A 15,507-nucleotide genomic window follows, 5' to 3' on the forward strand; every position below is an offset into this window, starting at 1 on the left:
ACCTATCCCTAGCTTGTGATTTCGAGTTTTGCCGCTCATCCAACTGTTCGGGCTTCTGGTCAGAGTGAGAGGTGGATGGCGACTTGGCTCCCACTCGTGCTTTAAGCACCGCTGGCTTTCAGTCTGCCATCCACTGCTCTCACCCTTCTGAGTTTAAGAGATCTTGAAGACACAAGCTGGCTTGCCTGCGATAGCGGTGTTTCAGTGGCCAATGATTTAACTGATACATCGCTATCGCAGGCAAGCCAGCTCCCACAGGAGATCGTATTTCAAGTCCAATCAGGGGCTGTAATAACCCACCGCCACCATGAAATGCCCGGCCTTGCGCACATACGCATGCTTGTTCTCGACCTTGTCGGTCACCGGGTTTTTCCAGCGGTATTTGTATTCGCCCTGATCCTGCTCGGCCATCAACTTGAGGATCGGCTCGCCCACGGGCTTGCCGTCCGGGTCCTTGATCTTGCTGAAGTCGGTGTTGACCAGTCGCAGGTTGGTGCCGTGGGCTACATAGCGCTGGGTATCGAGGTCCACCACGAACACATAAAGGTCATCCTGCAGGAAACCGCCCTGCAATGAGTTGATGGCCTTGAGTGTGCCGGTTTCATCCTTGAGCATGGCGGTTGCCGCTTTGTTGCGCAGGGCCCGGGCCTGTTCCGGCGTGGCCCGTGGCAGGTAATAACCCACCGCGAGAATGCGTTCGCCCACGCGCTGATAAAACACATGCTTGTGTTCGACCTTGCCATCGTTCCAGTTCTGCCAGCGATAATCGGCCTGCTGGATGCCCTGGCCTTCCGGCACCTTCAGCGCATCCTTGAAGGACTGGCGCAAATCCGGCCCGAGCACTTCGGATACATCGCGGCCAATCAAGGCGGAGGAGGGGCCACCGCTGGCCAGCAGGATGCCTTGGGTGTCGACCACGAACACATAGCGGTCGTGGTCGACGAATTCGCCCTGTCGGCTGAAGGCGGCAAACGCTTTGTCGCCGTTGCTCTGGTAGTAGGCCAAGGCTTTTTCCAGCAGCGCCTTGGCCGCCTGGGCGTCTTCATCCTGAGTCGTTGCGGCGTGCACCTGGCTGAAACACAACAGCAGCAGCCAGGTGAGTCGGAACACTGCCTTCATTATCCGTCCCTCGTTCTTGTTGGTGTGACAAGAGCGTAGACGGTCGCGGGCGACTCAGAAGGGTTTGGTCGGCAGGTACTTGCCATCCAGGGTGATCACTGCGCGGGAACCACCGTCCGGGTCCTCGACCTTCTTGATGTCCAGCTTGAAGTTGATCGCACTGATGATGCCGTCGCCAAACTGCTCATGGACCAGCGCCTTGAGGGTGGTGCCGTAGACCTGGAGCATTTCGTAGAAACGGTACATCGTCGGGTCGGTCGGCACGCCGCCGGGGAAGCTGCCGCGCAGGGGCACGCTCTGCAGCAGGCGGCTGGCGTCCTGGTCCAGGCCGAGCTTGTCGCAGACCGCATCCGCAGCGTCCTTGGGCAGCGGGTGCTGGCCGAGCAGGGCGGCGGTGACGAACGCCAGGCTGAGCCCGGTGCCGTCGGTGAGGTCCTGCCAGGAAAGGCTCTTGCGGGCCTTGAGGTCGATGATAGTGTCGGCCAGGGCCAGGCGTGGGGTTTGGGAGAAGTTGGATTGCAACATGGTGTTGTCCTCTGGGTTGAAATGGGGTCAGGCAGCGTGGATCTGATTGAGCAGCGACACGAAGCGCCCGCTGCGGCTGTCCAGGGCGTCGATGGCGCCGGTTTCGATGTCGTACACCCAGCCGTGTAGCGTCAGCCGACCTTGTTCCAGGGCCAGGGCGACGGAGGGGTGGGTCTTGAGATTGGCCAACTGGGCGATCACGTTTTCGCGCACCAAGTCGCTCAAGCGGGCGGCATCGGATGTGTGCTGGCGTGCGGCGTTGATCACCTTGGCCGACTCGGCATGGCGCAGCCAGTTGGCCACGGCCGGCAGGTGATCCAGGCATTTGCAGGTGGAGATGGCGGTCATCGCGCCGCAGTCGGAATGGCCGCAGATCACAATGTCACTGACCCCCAGCACCGCCACCGCGTATTCGACGGTGGCCGACACACCACCCGGCTCCGGGCCGTAGGACGGCACGATGTTGCCGGCGTTGCGGATCACGAACAGGTCACCCGGTTCCTGCTGGGTCAGCAGCTCGGGGACCACGCGGCTGTCGGAACACGACACAAACAGCGTGCCCGGGGTTTGCGTGGTCGCCAGGTGTTTGAACAGGTCGCTGCGTTGGGCAAAGGCTTCGGCCTGAAATTTGCGAAAGCCGTCGATGAGATGTTGCATGGGAAGTTCTCCTTGCGTCGCTGATGAGGCAAGGATGGAAGTTTTTAGCTATAGCGTCCAAGACCGGCTTATTATGGTTTCTATTGGTCATGCCTATAGTTGGGGGCTTCGATGCTGCTGCGCCATATCCGTTACCTGCTGGCGGTGGCTGAACACCGCAATTTCACCCGTGCCGCCGAGGCACTGCATGTGTCGCAGCCGACCTTGTCGCAGCAGATCAAGCAGTTGGAAGACACCTTGGGTGCGCCGCTGTTGGACCGCTCCGGGCGCAGCGTCAGCCTGACCGATGCCGGTGAAGCCTATGTGCGCTTTGCGCGGCTGGCCTTGCAGGACCTGCAGGCCGGCACCCGCGCCATGCATGACGTGCAGGACTTGAGCCGAGGCAACCTGCGCCTGGCCATGACGCCGACCTTTACCGCCTACCTGATCGGGCCGTTGCTGGCGCAGTTCAACCAGCGCTATCCGGGCATTACCGTGAGCATCGAGGAACTGACCCAGGACCGCATGGAAACCGCCTTGGCGGAAGACGCGCTGGATATCGGCATTGGTTTTACCGGCGAGCATCTGCCGGACATCGAGTGCGAAGGGCTGTTTGTTGAAACGCTGAGTGGGGTGGTCGGCGAGAACCATCCGGGCCTGGATAGCCAGCAGTGGCTGGCGCAACCCCTGGTGTTGTTGAACACTGGCTTTGCGACCCGCCGCTACATCGATGATTACTGCCGTGCCCAGGGGATAAGCCCGTTGATTGCGATGGAGGCCAACTCCATCAGCGCGATCATCGAAATCGTGCGCAGCACGGCGCTGGCGACCATCCTGCCCAGCGCGATCGCCGAGGCCCAGCCAGGGTTGAACGCGGTGGCGATCAGCCCGGCATTACCCCAACGCACCGTGGCACTGTTGAGCCGCAAGGGCGCCTATCGCAGTGCCGCGTGTCGCGCCTTCGTGGCGTTGATCAAGGCGCGGCCAGCCACTGGCTGACGACAGCGTCATAGGCCCCCGTGGCCTGGCTCAGGTGCAGCCATTGGTCGACGTAGCTTTTCCAGGCCACATCATCACGGGGCAACAGGAAGGCTTTTTCGCTGTACTGCATCTGCCGCTCGGGGTTCACCGCGCACAGCCCCGGCTTGAGCTTCTGCTGGTAACGGGCTTCGCTGGCGTCGGTGATCATCACATCGGCCTTGCCCGCCAGCAGTTCGTCGAAAATGGTCACGTTGTCGTGCAGGCGAATCTGCGCCTGGCCCAAGTGGGCACGGGCGAATACTTCGTTGGTGCCGCCGGCCGGTTCGATCACGCGCACCTGGGGTTGGTTGATCTGTTCGACGCTCTGGTAGCGCTGCACATCGGCACAGCGTACCAACGGGATCTTGCCGTCGACGCCCAGGGACTGACTGAAGAAGGCTTTTTTCTGGCGCTCCAGCGACACCGAAATGCCGCCTACGGCGATGTCACAGCGCTGGGCCAGGAAGTCCGGCATCAGGGTTTTCCAGGTGGTCGGCACCCATTGGATCTTTGCGTTGAGGCTCTTGGCCAGGGACTCGGCCATGGCAATGTCGATGCCTTCGTAGCGGCCGTCGGCGCGCAGCGAGGTGTAGGGCTTGTAGTCGCCGGTGGTGCAGACCGTCAGCGTGCCGCGTTGCAACACCTGGTCAAGGCGCGACGGCGCGGTGTCGGCCAGGGCGCTGGTGGCCAGACTTGCCAGTACACAGAGGGCGAAAGGAGCTTTCATGCGGTCGAGTCCTTGGGGCATGGGCGTGGGCGCTCATTATTTCCAGCACCGGGCACGGTAGCAAGGTGTGGCGAATGTTTAGCCAAGTCGCAACCAAACTCCGCCAACCCTGAATTTAATCACCTGTGCTGGCGTGTGACGCTGGCGGTTATCTCTAGCACTGTGATCCCCGCATGGACGGCTCTTCCGACACCCACCCCGCGACACTGCCGTCCGATCTCGCGTTCTGGGCCCTGTTCCACTGCCGACACGCACGCCCACCAGATATTGCATTCCTACGTTGATCCATCCCCTGGATGGCGCGCACCTGCGCGCCTGCCTGACCCACACGTATGAGAATGCCCATGAGTGTCTTTGCCTGCCTGCACGAAGCCCAGTCCTTCCTTGAACAGAACCCGGACATTGAGATGTTCGAGCTGTTTATCCTCGATAACAATGGCGTGCCACGCGGCAAGTTGCTGCACCGCGATGAGTTGCTGGCGGTGTATGAAAGTGGCCGGCCTTTGCCCAGTACCATTCTTGGCCTGACCATCAATGGCGACGACGTGGAAAACTCCGGGCTGGTATGGGAAGTGGGTGATATCGATTGCCGCGCCTACCCGATCAGCGGCAGTTTGCAGCGCATGCCGTGGCGCCTGATTCCGACAGCGGCCGTGCAAGTCAGCATGCACCCCACCGAAGGCCTGCCCGCCACCGTCGCCGACCCCCGGCATTTGCTGGCCAAGGTGATTGACGGACTCAAGGCCGACGGCTATTACCCGGTGATGGCGGCGGAACTGGAGTTCTACCTGCTCGACCAGAAACCTGACAGCCACGGCCGCCCGCAGCCGGCGCGGGATGTGGACGGCGGTCGCCCGCGTTCGACTCAGGTCTACGGCTTGCGCGAGCTGGAGCAGATCGAGCCTTTCCTCGCTGATCTCTATAGCGCCTGCAAACTGCAAGGCATCCCGGCGCGCACGGCCATCTCCGAATACGCCCCTGGCCAGGTGGAAATCACCCTGGAACACCGCGCCGACGCCCTGCAAGCCATGGACGAAGCGGTGCGCTACAAGCGCCTGGTCAAGGGTGTGGCGCATAAACACGGGATGACCGCCTGCTTCATGGCCAAGCCATTCGACGACCTGGCTGGCACCGGCATGCACATGCACGTCAGCCTGGCAGACGCCGAGGGCAACAACCTGTTCGCCAGCGAAGCCACCGACGGTACGCCGCTGTTGCGCCACGCCGTGGGTGGCATGCTCAGCACCTTGCTTGATTCCTTGCTGATGTTCTGCCCGAATGCCAACTCCTACCGCCGCTTCCAGACCAACAGCTACGCCCCGCTGGCCGCCACCTGGGGCGTGGACAACCGCACCGTCAGCCTGCGCGTGCCGGGCGGTCCGGCGAATTCCCGGCATATCGAGCACCGCATCTGCGGCGCCGACGCCAACCCCTACCTGGCCGCTGCCGCGATCCTGGCCGGCATCCATCGCGGTATCCGCGAACAGCGCGACCCTGGCGCCCCGGTTGAAGGCAATGGCTACGCCCAGGCCAAGGAGTTGCTGCCCACCGACTGGCTGACCACCTTGCGCGCCCTGGAAGGGTCGAGCTGGGCGCGGGACGCGTTTGGCAGTGAATTCCTCGGCGTGTACCTGGCGGTCAAGCGCGCCGAATACCGCCAGTTCATGGGCGAGGTGGGCGAGCAGGATTGGCGTTGGTATCTGCATCAGGCGTGAACCGGCTTCGGTGGTGAACGTTTCGACCTTTTTTTGACATTGCACTGGTTAAGCTGCGAATCAAGGTCGTTCACTGCCGTTCCACCCACATGAGCCCGCGATGTCGCCACAACCACCCTCATCCATCGAGATCGAATACGCCGAGCGCTGTGACCGCGAACACGCCAGGGTCTGCGGCGATACACGCCCGCCAGGGCTGCGGCAGCGCCTGGCGTCGTGGCGCGACGAGTGGATGGTGCGCCAGGCGCTGAAAGTCGCGGGCGAGCCTGGGTTGGTGTTGGACCTGGCCTGTGGCTCGGGGCGCTTTTGGCCCGTGCTGGCCGAACACGTCAATCGGGTGATCCTGGCGTCGGACAACTCCCAGGACATGCTCGACCATGCCCGCACCCATCACCCGGCGTCGTTGCTCAAGCGCGTCAAGACGTTCCAGGGCTCAGCGTTTTCCATCGGTTTGTCGGCGAATGCGGTGGACTGCATTTTCTGCCTGGAATTGTTTCGCCATGTGCCCAGCAGTGAAGGGCGCTCGGCCCTGCTGCGGGAGTTCCACCGGGTCAGCCGCGACACGGTGATTGTCTCGGTCCATTCCCGTACTGCCGTCGAAGAGGAGTTCCGCCAGGCGGGCTTCAAGGTCCTGCATCATCAGGAATTCATGCCAGGATCAAGCCTGTGGCGGGTCTACGTGCTGCGTAAGAGAGGATAACTCCCGCCTGTCGGACTATTCTTCAACTCCTGTCTGAGTTTTCATGGTTGCCTGTGCACTGCGGATGCTCGCTAGCCCCTTTCGCGATATATACTGCGCGCCATTCTTCAAGGGAGAGCCGTGTGGCCATCGATATTCACTGGATCTGCGACAACGATAGCCTCGGCCAGCATTGCGCCGAATGGCAGCAGTTGCCATTCGTCGCCCTCGACACCGAATTCATGCGGGTCGACACCTTTTATCCCATTGCCGGGCTGATCCAGATTGGTGATGGCGTACGCGCTTACCTGATCGATCCCCTGACCATCGACAACTGGCAACCCTTGGCCGCCTTGCTGGAGAACCAGGCGGTGATCAAGGTGGTGCATGCCTGCAGCGAAGACCTCGAAGTGTTGCTGCGCTTGACCGGCAGCCTGCCAGTGCCGTTGTTCGACACCCAATTGGCCGCCGCTTACCTGAATCTTGGTTTCTCCATGGGCTACTCGCGCCTGGTGCAAGCCGTGCTGGATATCGAGTTGCCCAAGGGCGAGACCCGTTCCGACTGGCTGCAGCGGCCCTTGTCCGAGACGCAGGTCAGCTACGCCGCCGAAGACGCGGTGCACTTGGCCGAGGTTTACACCCGCCTGCGTCCCCAACTGTCGGACGACAAGTACGCCTGGGTGCTGGAAGACGGCGCGGAGTTGGTCGCCAACCTGCGCCGCGAAGTCGACCCGTACGAGGTGTACCGCGACGCCAAGCTGGCCTGGAAACTGTCCCGCGCCCAACTCGCCGTGCTGCGTGAACTCTGCGCCTGGCGCGAGCAGCAGGCCCGCGCCCGTGACCTGCCGCGTAACCGCATCATTCGCGAACACTCATTGTGGCCCCTGGCCAAATCCCAGCCGGATAACCTCGCCGCCCTGGGCAAGATCGAAGACATGCACCCGCGCACCGTGCGTCAGGACGGCCAGTTCCTGCTGGACCTGATCAAACGTGCCGGCAGCGTGCCGATGGACCAATGGCCACCCGCCGTTGCCGAACCGTTGCCGGTGGATGCCGCCGCACTGATCAAGCAACTGCGCGCCCTTGGCCAGGCAGAGGCCGAACGCCTGGAGATGGCGCCGGAACTGATGCTGCGCAAGAAAACCCTCGAAGCCCTGGTCAAAAGTGGCTACCCCGATGGGCCTTATAAATTGCCAGACTCGCTGCGTGGCTGGCGCCGCGAGTTGATGGGCCAAGCGCTGCTCGACAGCCTGGCCTCCGCCGGAGAACAGCCTTGAAACGTATCTGCTCCATCTACCGCAGCCCTAAACGCGCCGGCATGTACCTTTATGTCCTGAAAAGCGATGCCCTCGAGCGCGTGCCTGAAGGCCTGCTCACCGTATTCGGCAAGCCGGTACACGCGTTCAACCTGGTGCTGACGCCTGAGCGCAAGCTGCAACAGGAAGACATCGTGCAGGTGCTGGAAAACCTCGACAAACAGGGTTACCACCTGCAAATGCCGCCACCCGAGGACGAGTACATCGAACACTTGCCCGAAGAGCTGCTGCGTCGCAACGACCCGATGTGATCGACCCGTGCTCCGTCCGGGGCACGTGCTTCAATGGAATCGTATAAGTGGGCGGTGGCCGTAAGGATGCGGGCAGCCGTCCGTACTGTTTTGAAAGGTTTTATGCATGCGTGTTCTGATTGCTGAACAGGATCACCCGCTCTACGCCCAATTGCTCGGCGAAGCGGCACCGGACCTTGAAGTGCTGACCAGTGGCGACTCGGCCGAACTGTCGCGCCTGGCCGCCGATTGCCCGGTCTGGCTGGGCCAGCCGGACTTGCTGGCGACGCTGTTGCGCCAAGGCCATCAGCCGCAATGGCTGCAATCGACTTGGGCGGGCATAACACCGCTGCTGGCTGAAGGTTTGCCACGCGACTATCGCCTGACCCGTGCGGTCGGTATTTATGGCCAGGTCATGGCCGAATTCGTGCTCACCTATATGCTCGGCCATGAACGTGAAGTGTTGGCGCGCCTGGTCAGCCAGGTCGAGCGCAAATGGGACAACCGCATGGGCCAGAGCCTGGCGGGGCGCAAGGTGCTGATCGTCGGCACCGGCGACATCGGCCAGAGCGTTGCCGAGTTCCTGGTGCCCTTCGGCGTGAAGCTGTACGGCATCGCCAGTTCCGCTCGGGAACAGGCGCCGTTTATCGAAGTGGCCGGGCTTGAAGCCCTGGGTCGCCTGGTGGGCGAGGTGGATTACGTGATCAATCTGCTGCCTAACACGCCAAGCACTCATGACCTGTACGACGCGGCGCTGTTCAAGCAATTCAAGCCGACCGGGTTGTTTATCAACGTCGGGCGTGGTGTGTCGGTAGTGGACGCGGACTTGGTCGAGGCCTTGAAAGAAGGGCATTTGGCCGGTGCGGTGATTGATGTGTGCCGCCAGGAACCGTTGCCGCAACGTCATCCGTTCTGGACGGCGTGGGGCCTTCTGCTGACGGGTCACAGTTCGGCGCCGACGTCACCGGCATTGATGGTAGAGCTGTTCGTACAAAATGTGCGGGCGTATCAGGCCAAGCAAGCTTTGCGCGGGAACGTGGATTTCGAGCGCGGTTACTGATAGCGGAGGAGCCGGCATGCCGGCTCCTCTTGGCATTACAGGCTGAAATCACCTTCCGAGACCAACTCGCTCAACGGCCGACGCGGGCTCGGCGCCTCACGACCTTGCAGGTACTCGGGCAAGGTCGACTTGTCCCCCAGCTTGCCGATCGCCACGGCGGCATGCAGGGCATAACCTTCCGGGATTTTCAGCTCTTTGCGGGTCAGTTCCTGATCGAAACCGGCCATGCCGTGGGTGTGCCAACCGCTGAGGCTGGCTTGCAGCGCCAGGTGGCCCCAGGCCGAACCGGTGTCAAAGGTGTGCCACAGCGCCGGGGTTTCTTCCGTAGCGCCGGGGGCGGTGAAGTCGGTTTTCGAGGCGATGATCACCAGAGCCGACGCATGCTGCGCCCAGTTGCGGTTGAATTCATTCAGCAAGCCCAGGAAACGCTCCCAGTCCGGCGTGTCGCGGCGCGCGTAGAGAAAGCGCCATGGCTGCGAGTTGTAGGCGGACGGCGCCCAGCGCGCGGCTTCGAAGAAGCTCAGCAGGGTTTCCTGGTCAATGCTCTCGCCGGTGAAGGCGCGAGGCGACCAACGGTCGGTGAACTGGGTGTGGATCGGATAATCGGCAACACGTGTCATGGAGCAGTTCCTGATCGTCAATTCGGCGCTCAAAACTACTGCGCGGCCACTAGACTGACAAGTGTTGTTACACCGCCAGTCGTAAGCGCTTGGCCCCAGGGGCCTTGGGCACTAGACTGGCGGCCTTTTCACCTACCGATACTGATGTAGAGCCATGGCCGCCAAAGTCGAACCTTTCTGGATACGCAAAACCCTTGAACACCTCGACCAGGAGGAGTGGGAGTCGTTGTGCGACGGCTGTGGCCTGTGCTGCCTGCAAAAGCTTGAGGATGAAGACGACAACAGCGTCTATTACACGCGGATCGCCTGCAAACTGCTCGACCTGAAAACCTGCCAGTGCACCGACTACCCCAACCGTCGCGCCTCGGTGCCGGACTGCATCCAGCTCACGCCGGGACAGGCCGACCAGTTCAAATGGTTGCCGCCCACCTGCGGCTATCGCCTGGTCAGCGAACGCAAGGACCTGCCACTGTGGCACCACTTGGTCTGCGGCGACCGCGATGCCGTGCACCACGAACGCATTTCCCAGTCCGGGCGCATGCTCAGCGAAGGCAGCGTGCCTGAGGATGACTGGGAGGATTACCTGATTTTCCGCGCGGGCTGACAAGGAGTGGGTATGAGGGGGGCAATCAAGCTGGCGGCATCTGTGGTGTTGCTGGCGCTGAGTACATCCGCGTGGTGCGCGAAGAAAGTCGACCTGGATTATCACGTCAAACTGTTGCCCCAGACGGATCAGGCCGAGGTGCGGGTGAGCCTGTCCCAAGGCTCGGCGGTGCGCAGCCTGAACTTCGACCTCGGCCCTGACGGTGACTACAGCGACTTCAAGGCTGACGGCCAGTGGAGCATCACCGAACATCGTGGCCTGTGGCAGCCCAGCGCCAACAAGGCCAGTCTGACTTACCGCGTACGCCTCACCCATGCACGCAAGGCCGGTCTCTATGAAGCGCGGGTGACGCCGGGCTGGGCGTTGTTTCGCGGCGAAGACCTGGTGCCGACGGCGCGGCTCGACCAGCAGGACGGCGTCGAGTTGGTCTCACGCCTGGTGTTCGAACTGCCGGCCGGCTGGAAAAGCGTCGAAACCGCTTGGCCGCGCATCGGCAAGAACAAGTTCCGCATCGACAACGTCTCCCGCCTGTTCGACCGGCCCACCGGCTGGATGCTCGCCGGCAACCTCGGCAGCCGCCGCGTGCGCCTGGGCGAGACGGAAGTCACCGTGGCTTCGCCCAAAGGCCAGGCCATGCGCCGCATGGATGTGTTGACGTTGCTGACCTTCGTTTGGCCGCAAGTGGAAGCGGCCTTCCCGCGCCATCCGGCCAAGCTGCTGGTGGTGGGCGCCAGTGATCCGATGCGCCGTGGCGCGTTCTCGGCGCGGGATTCGGTCTACCTCAACAGCCGGACGCCGCTGGTCAGCGAAAACGGCAGCAGCCCGTTGATCCGCGAAGTGGTGCAGGCGATTGGGCGTTTCAATGACCACGACACCAGTGACTGGATCAGCGAAGGCCTGGCCGAGTACTACGCCATTGAGCTGGTGCGTCGGGCAGGTGGCATCACCGACGAACGGTATCAGGCGATACAGGCGCGCTTGAACAAGGAAGGCAAAGATGTGACCAGCCTGCGCGGCGAACACGCCAGCGGTGCGACGGTGTCACGGGCGGTGGTGGTGTTGCAGGAGCTGGACCGCGAGATCCGCGTAAAGACGCATAACAAGCGCTCGCTGGATGACCTCGCGCAGGCGGTGATGCGGGCCAACAGCATCACCACCGCGGAGTTCGTGCAACTGGCTGAAAGTATCATCGGCGAGTCGTCGGTGGTGCTGGACAACAAGCTGCTGCGTTAGCCGGTGGTCTTGGTGGCCTTCTCGGCCGCCACTTCAGCCTTGGTCTTCAGGTTCTTCAGCTCGGCCCCGGCGCGTTCGATCTTCGTGCGCACCGTGTTCATTTCCTGGCGGCCCTGTTCCAGCTTGTCCTTGAGCGAGCTGTGACCGGTAAAGCCACGGGCCAGCGCCACGCCGCCGATCGCCACCTGGATCAAGCCGAAAATCCCGCCACGGCGCAGGCCTTTGCCCACCATCATCACGCCACCGGCCACCGAGCCGATGCGCTCCCAGCCGTGCACGTTCTGCGTGGGCTGGGTCTCGGAAGGCGTGTGTTCGATGATAGGTCGCAAGGTTTTGCTGTCGCTCATGATCTGTCTCCAACGAGGGCTATTGATAAGTAGCTGACTGCCCGCAGGCGTCGGATGTTCCCAAAAGATCAGTACTTGGGGCCCGAGCGGGTGTTGTTGCCCTTGGCCAGGCGGTCGTAGAGCACCACGTTGACGGTGGCGGCGAGGTTCATGCAACCGGTGGTCGGGATGTAGACCACGTCTTCGCACCAGTCGCGGATCTCTTTGTCGAGGGAACCGTCTTCCGGACCAAAGATGTACAGCGCGCGGTCCGGATGGGTGTATTCGGGCAGGGGGCGAGCGCCTTCTACCAACTCCACGGCGACGGGGATGCAGCCCAGGGGCAGGATCTTTTTCAGGTCATCGATGCCGATCAGCGGAATGTCGTGGTGGACTTTCTTGGTATCGGTGATGAAGTCCCGCGCGCGCTCGTAACGCACGCCGGTGTAGAACACCGAGGCCACGCCGTAGCAGCCGGCGGCACGCATGACCGAACCGACGTTTTCGGGGGATTTGGGGTTATACAAACCGATGCAGCTGTAGCGTTTATTGCCCACGGGGAAGGGTGCCTTGGAGAAAAGCGGCGATTATACGGGGATTAGGCAGGGTGCGGTGTTGTCTGGGATATCGCTATCGCGGGCAAGCCCGGCTCCCACAGGGGAATGCATTCCAATTGTGGGAGCTGCGGTGCGACGATTCGACTTGCCTGCGAAGAGGCCGGCACAGTCAGTGACGATTTCAGTCGTCTTTCTTCATCAACCCCGCCAACGCCGCAAACGGGTTATGCGTGGCCTTGGCAATCGTCGGGCTGCTGGTGGAGCCTTCGCCGAAATACTGCTGGTCGGTATACCGCGAGTGTTCGTTGTCGTGGCAATACAGGCACAGCAGCTCCCAGTTGGAACCGTCCTGGGGATTGTCATCATGATTGTGGTTTCGATGGTGTACGGTCAGTTCGCTCAGGCGTTTGCCGGCGAACTCACGGGCGCAGCGGCCGCACACGTGGGGGTACATTTTCAAGGCTTTATCGCGGTAGCCCATTTCCCGGTCGCGCTGGGCATCGGCAAGGATGCGGTCCAGCTTGGCGGTGTGGGAGGGCGGGTTGGTCGAGCTCATCATGGCTCCTGGCTATTTTGGGGTTCACGGATAGGGTTGATTCTAGCCGCTCGCGTTGCAAATAACCGCTTCACTTTACTCATAAGGACTGAAACTCATGCGTCTGCATTCATGGACTGTTGCACTGTTGTTGTGTGGGCTCACGGCCCAAGCCCAAGCGTTTTCTACACCCCAGCCCGGCGAGGTGATCGAAGTGACCCTCGATCAATTGCACCCGACCCAGGCCGTGGTGGGGTTCGACCAGATCTACTACAGCCTCGGCCTGTTCGCCGACAAACCCGCCAAGGTCTTCGATGAATACTGCGAAACCAACGGCCAGGGCGAAGCCGACAACGTGCCCAAGGGCGCGGACCTGCACAAGCCGGCGAGCTTCAGTTGCAAGGACCCGGTGGGCACCCATCCCGACGACATGAAGACCGTGGTAGTCGGCCCCGGCGGCCAGTTGTACCTGACCGACGGTCACCACAGCTTCACCACCTTGTGGGAAGTGCCCGGCGGCGGGCCTCGCCTGAACATGTGGGTCAAGGTCACCGACGACTTCAGCAACAGCCCAACCCTGGCCAACTTCTGGCAGCGCATGCAGGCCGCGCGCAAGGTGTGGCTCAAGGACAATCAAGGCCAGACCCTGCCGCCCGAGCAACTGCCGGCGCACCTGGGCTTCAAGAACCTGCAGGACGATACCTTCCGCAGCCTGGTGTATTTCACCCGCAAGGCCGCGTATGGCAAGCCCGAGGCGGGCGAGATCGCACCGGAGTTCCTGGAGTTCTATTGGGGCAATTGGCTGCGCACTCAAATTGACCTGGGCAAGTACAACCTGAACAAGAAGGGTGGCTACAAGGACGCCATTGAGGCCGTGGCCAAGCGCATGGTCAGCCTGGCGCCGGGCTCACAGGTCGGTGACAGCGGTTTCACCGCCCATCAACTGGGCGGCATGACCAAACTCGACCGCAGTGAGCTGGAAAAGACCTTCGACAAAAAAGTCCCCTATGTGATCGATTACCGCAATTCCCTGCGCTAACCGATCACACCTTCTGCGCAATCCAGATGGTGTGTCGGGTGCCCTTGTTGCCATGGGCGAATACCTGCACTTCCTCGGCCTTGAAACCGGCCTTGCGCAGTTTGTCGCTGAACAGCTTGTCCGCGCTGGCCGACCACACGGCCAGCACGCCTTTGGGGCGCAGGGCCTTGGCGCAGGCCGCCAGGCCTCCGGCGGAGTAGAGCCAACTGTTGGCCTTTTGCGTGAGACCTTCGGGGCCGTTGTCCACGTCCAGCATGATCGCGTCAAAGCGCTGGGGCTCGGCTTGCAGCACCTTGGCCACGTCTTCCAGGCGGATCACCGTGCGCGGGTCCAGCAGCGGGCGGCCGGATTTTTCGCCCAGTGGTCCACGGTTCCATTCCACGACGCCTGGTACCAGTTCTGCCACGACCACTTCGGCAGTCTTGCCCAGGTGCTTGAGCGCTGACGCCAGGGTAAAGCCCATGCCCAAGCCACCGATCAACACCCGTGAGTCCGCACGCCCGGCGACTTTGCGGCAGGGGATCTCCGCCAGCGCATCTTCGGAACCGTGCATGCGCGTGTTCATCAGCTGGCCGCCGTCACCGCCCTGAATCTTGATGACGAAATCTTCACCGTATTCGAACAGGCACAAGGCACCGCCGTTGTCGGGGATCGGGGTGGTGTCCAGCAGAACGAAACGTTTCATGGAAATCTCATTGGGAAGGGCATTCTTGCGCGGTTGGGAGTAGCCTTACGACATTCCGGTCAGGCCATGGAGCCATCGATGAAGTGCAGCATTCTAACGGTCATTGTGTTGAGCGCGCTCGCCTCTGGTGCGGTGCAGGCTCAGGAGTTGCAAACCGTACCGGTCGCGCCCGCCCCAACGCCAGGCGCACCGGGCACCCCGACGCCGACGTTGTACCCGCAAGTCACCCCACCGGCCGTGCCCAAGACCAACGGCTCGCCACCCTTGGTGCCCATCGTGCTGCCCACGCCACCCAAGGATCAGACGGTGCCGGGCCTGCTGCAAAATGACAGCAAGCCGAAGACGCCGGGCGGCTAAAACTGTTGCGAAAGTAATTGCCCGTCGGCCATGCGCAGGCGCTTGGACAGGGCGATGGCAATCGCGCGGATGATCTTGGCGGCGACCCTGGGCGCTTCGTTGAGCATCTTTTCCAGGGAATCCTTGCCCAGGTTCAACAGCACGCAGTCACTGGCCGCCATGCAACTGGCTGAGCGGCGCTCGCCGTCGAGTACCGCCATTTCGCCAAAGGCCCGGCCACTGCGCAAGGTGGCGATGGTCAGGCGCTGGCCGTCGTGGTTGGTTTTCTGCACCGCCACCTGGCCGCTGTGGAGGATGCACATGAAGGTGCCAGCATCGCCCTCAAGGAAAATCACCTCATCGCGGGCAATGCTGCTGATATTGAAATAGCCGGCGGCGACGTGAAAGTCTTCCGGCAACAGCGGGTCGAACAGGCCGCAATCCATGAGCATGTCGCGGATTTCGGTATTCATTAGTGTCGGTAGTGCCATGGCTGCAATCTTGGTCCATCAATCAGTAGGCGGTCCTGTGTTCAGACAGAACCG

The 15,507-nt window shown here is 62.0% G+C and carries 20 protein-coding genes; 10 read left to right on the forward strand and 10 right to left on the reverse strand.

Annotation, left to right across the window (positions count from 1 at the left end; genetic code table 11):
• Window positions 1–279: 279 nt before the first annotated feature.
• Genes OZ428_RS09215 through OZ428_RS09225 form a run of 3 tightly spaced genes read right to left on the reverse strand, consistent with a single transcriptional unit; the run spans window position 280 to window position 2,301 of the window.
• Window positions 280–1,119 (reverse strand): cache domain-containing protein, encoded by an 840-nt coding sequence (locus OZ428_RS09215; RefSeq protein ID WP_269133175.1) that lies wholly within the window; start codon window positions 1,117–1,119, stop codon window positions 280–282.
• Between the two features lie 54 nt (window positions 1,120–1,173).
• Window positions 1,174–1,644, reverse strand: a complete 471-nt coding sequence (gene cynS / locus OZ428_RS09220) for a cyanase (protein ID WP_269133176.1) — start codon at window positions 1,642–1,644, stop codon at window positions 1,174–1,176.
• A 27-nt stretch (window positions 1,645–1,671) separates the two neighbouring features.
• Complete coding sequence (locus OZ428_RS09225; RefSeq protein ID WP_033902612.1) at window positions 1,672–2,301, reverse strand: carbonic anhydrase; 630 nt, start codon at window positions 2,299–2,301, stop codon at window positions 1,672–1,674.
• A gap of 111 nt (window positions 2,302–2,412) precedes the next feature.
• On the opposite strand from OZ428_RS09225, the gene cynR reads away from it, so the two are divergent.
• Complete coding sequence (gene cynR / locus OZ428_RS09230; RefSeq protein WP_269133177.1) at window positions 2,413–3,279, forward strand: transcriptional regulator CynR; 867 nt, start codon at window positions 2,413–2,415, stop codon at window positions 3,277–3,279.
• On the opposite strand, the gene OZ428_RS09235 is transcribed toward cynR, so the two are convergent.
• Entirely contained in the window at window positions 3,254–4,027 is a 774-nt protein-coding gene (locus OZ428_RS09235) for a transporter substrate-binding domain-containing protein (protein ID WP_177110845.1), read from the reverse strand. The two genes, cynR and OZ428_RS09235, sit on opposite strands and share 26 nt — an antisense overlap.
• A gap of 344 nt (window positions 4,028–4,371) precedes the next feature.
• Between OZ428_RS09235 and OZ428_RS09240 the strand changes: the two genes are divergently transcribed.
• From OZ428_RS09240 to OZ428_RS09260, 5 genes are all read left to right on the forward strand, one after another.
• Window positions 4,372–5,742, forward strand: coding sequence for a glutamine synthetase family protein (locus OZ428_RS09240; protein WP_033902609.1), 1,371 nt, complete (start codon window positions 4,372–4,374; stop codon window positions 5,740–5,742).
• A gap of 100 nt (window positions 5,743–5,842) precedes the next feature.
• Window positions 5,843–6,442: a class I SAM-dependent methyltransferase gene (locus tag OZ428_RS09245; protein WP_269133178.1), complete on the forward strand. Its 600-nt coding sequence runs from the start codon at window positions 5,843–5,845 to the stop codon at window positions 6,440–6,442.
• A 122-nt stretch (window positions 6,443–6,564) separates the two neighbouring features.
• On the forward strand, window positions 6,565–7,698 hold the full coding sequence (rnd, locus tag OZ428_RS09250) for a ribonuclease D (protein ID WP_269133179.1): 1,134 nt from the start codon (window positions 6,565–6,567) through the stop codon (window positions 7,696–7,698).
• Window positions 7,695–7,988 (forward strand): YcgL domain-containing protein, encoded by a 294-nt coding sequence (locus tag OZ428_RS09255; protein ID WP_033902606.1) that lies wholly within the window; start codon window positions 7,695–7,697, stop codon window positions 7,986–7,988. The genes rnd and OZ428_RS09255 overlap by 4 nt, the downstream gene beginning before the upstream one ends.
• A 106-nt stretch (window positions 7,989–8,094) precedes the next feature.
• Complete coding sequence (locus OZ428_RS09260; RefSeq protein WP_269133180.1) at window positions 8,095–9,027, forward strand: D-2-hydroxyacid dehydrogenase; 933 nt, start codon at window positions 8,095–8,097, stop codon at window positions 9,025–9,027.
• Window positions 9,028–9,062: 35 nt separating this feature from the next.
• Here OZ428_RS09260 and OZ428_RS09265 read toward each other — a convergent pair whose 3' ends face one another.
• The gene (locus OZ428_RS09265) at window positions 9,063–9,647 is read right to left on the reverse strand and encodes a nitroreductase family protein (RefSeq protein WP_269133181.1); all 585 of its coding nucleotides are present in this window, start codon (window positions 9,645–9,647) and stop codon (window positions 9,063–9,065) included.
• 154 nt (window positions 9,648–9,801) lie between these two features.
• On the opposite strand from OZ428_RS09265, the gene OZ428_RS09270 reads away from it, so the two are divergent.
• Complete coding sequence (locus OZ428_RS09270) at window positions 9,802–10,251, forward strand: YcgN family cysteine cluster protein (RefSeq protein WP_003172524.1); 450 nt, start codon at window positions 9,802–9,804, stop codon at window positions 10,249–10,251.
• Window positions 10,252–10,263: 12 nt separating this feature from the next.
• Window positions 10,264–11,484 carry a hypothetical protein gene (locus tag OZ428_RS09275; protein ID WP_269133182.1) on the forward strand — a complete coding sequence of 407 codons (1,221 nt, stop codon included), beginning with the start codon at window positions 10,264–10,266 and terminating at the stop codon, window positions 11,482–11,484.
• Here the strand turns inward: OZ428_RS09275 and OZ428_RS09280 are convergent.
• The 3 genes from OZ428_RS09280 to OZ428_RS09290 all read right to left on the reverse strand — a co-directional run bounded on the left by OZ428_RS09280 (window position 11,481) and on the right by OZ428_RS09290 (window position 12,923).
• Window positions 11,481–11,831, reverse strand: coding sequence for a YgaP family membrane protein (locus OZ428_RS09280; RefSeq protein WP_269133183.1), 351 nt, complete (start codon window positions 11,829–11,831; stop codon window positions 11,481–11,483). The two genes, OZ428_RS09275 and OZ428_RS09280, sit on opposite strands and share 4 nt — an antisense overlap.
• 68 nt (window positions 11,832–11,899) lie before the next feature.
• Entirely contained in the window at window positions 11,900–12,367 is a 468-nt protein-coding gene (locus OZ428_RS09285; protein ID WP_003189607.1) for an RNA methyltransferase, read from the reverse strand.
• Between the two features lie 181 nt (window positions 12,368–12,548).
• Window positions 12,549–12,923, reverse strand: coding sequence for a YajD family HNH nuclease (locus tag OZ428_RS09290; protein WP_003210675.1), 375 nt, complete (start codon window positions 12,921–12,923; stop codon window positions 12,549–12,551).
• A gap of 97 nt (window positions 12,924–13,020) precedes the next feature.
• On the opposite strand from OZ428_RS09290, the gene OZ428_RS09295 reads away from it, so the two are divergent.
• Window positions 13,021–13,941, forward strand: a complete 921-nt coding sequence (locus OZ428_RS09295; RefSeq protein ID WP_269133184.1) for a ParB/Srx family N-terminal domain-containing protein — start codon at window positions 13,021–13,023, stop codon at window positions 13,939–13,941.
• Between the two features lie 4 nt (window positions 13,942–13,945).
• Here OZ428_RS09295 and OZ428_RS09300 read toward each other — a convergent pair whose 3' ends face one another.
• Window positions 13,946–14,626, reverse strand: a complete 681-nt coding sequence (locus tag OZ428_RS09300; protein ID WP_269133185.1) for a spermidine synthase — start codon at window positions 14,624–14,626, stop codon at window positions 13,946–13,948.
• A 78-nt stretch (window positions 14,627–14,704) separates the two neighbouring features.
• Between OZ428_RS09300 and OZ428_RS09305 the strand changes: the two genes are divergently transcribed.
• Complete coding sequence (locus OZ428_RS09305; RefSeq protein WP_038846232.1) at window positions 14,705–14,983, forward strand: hypothetical protein; 279 nt, start codon at window positions 14,705–14,707, stop codon at window positions 14,981–14,983.
• On the opposite strand, the gene OZ428_RS09310 is transcribed toward OZ428_RS09305, so the two are convergent.
• Window positions 14,980–15,453 carry a cyclic nucleotide-binding domain-containing protein gene (locus tag OZ428_RS09310; RefSeq protein WP_016975234.1) on the reverse strand — a complete coding sequence of 158 codons (474 nt, stop codon included), beginning with the start codon at window positions 15,451–15,453 and terminating at the stop codon, window positions 14,980–14,982. The genes OZ428_RS09305 and OZ428_RS09310 overlap by 4 nt on opposite strands.
• Window positions 15,454–15,507: the final 54 nt, after the last annotated feature.

This window comes from Pseudomonas sp. GXZC, from assembly GCF_026967615.1.
GTDB classification, from domain to species: Bacteria; Pseudomonadota; Gammaproteobacteria; order Pseudomonadales; family Pseudomonadaceae; genus Aquipseudomonas; species Aquipseudomonas azotoformans_A.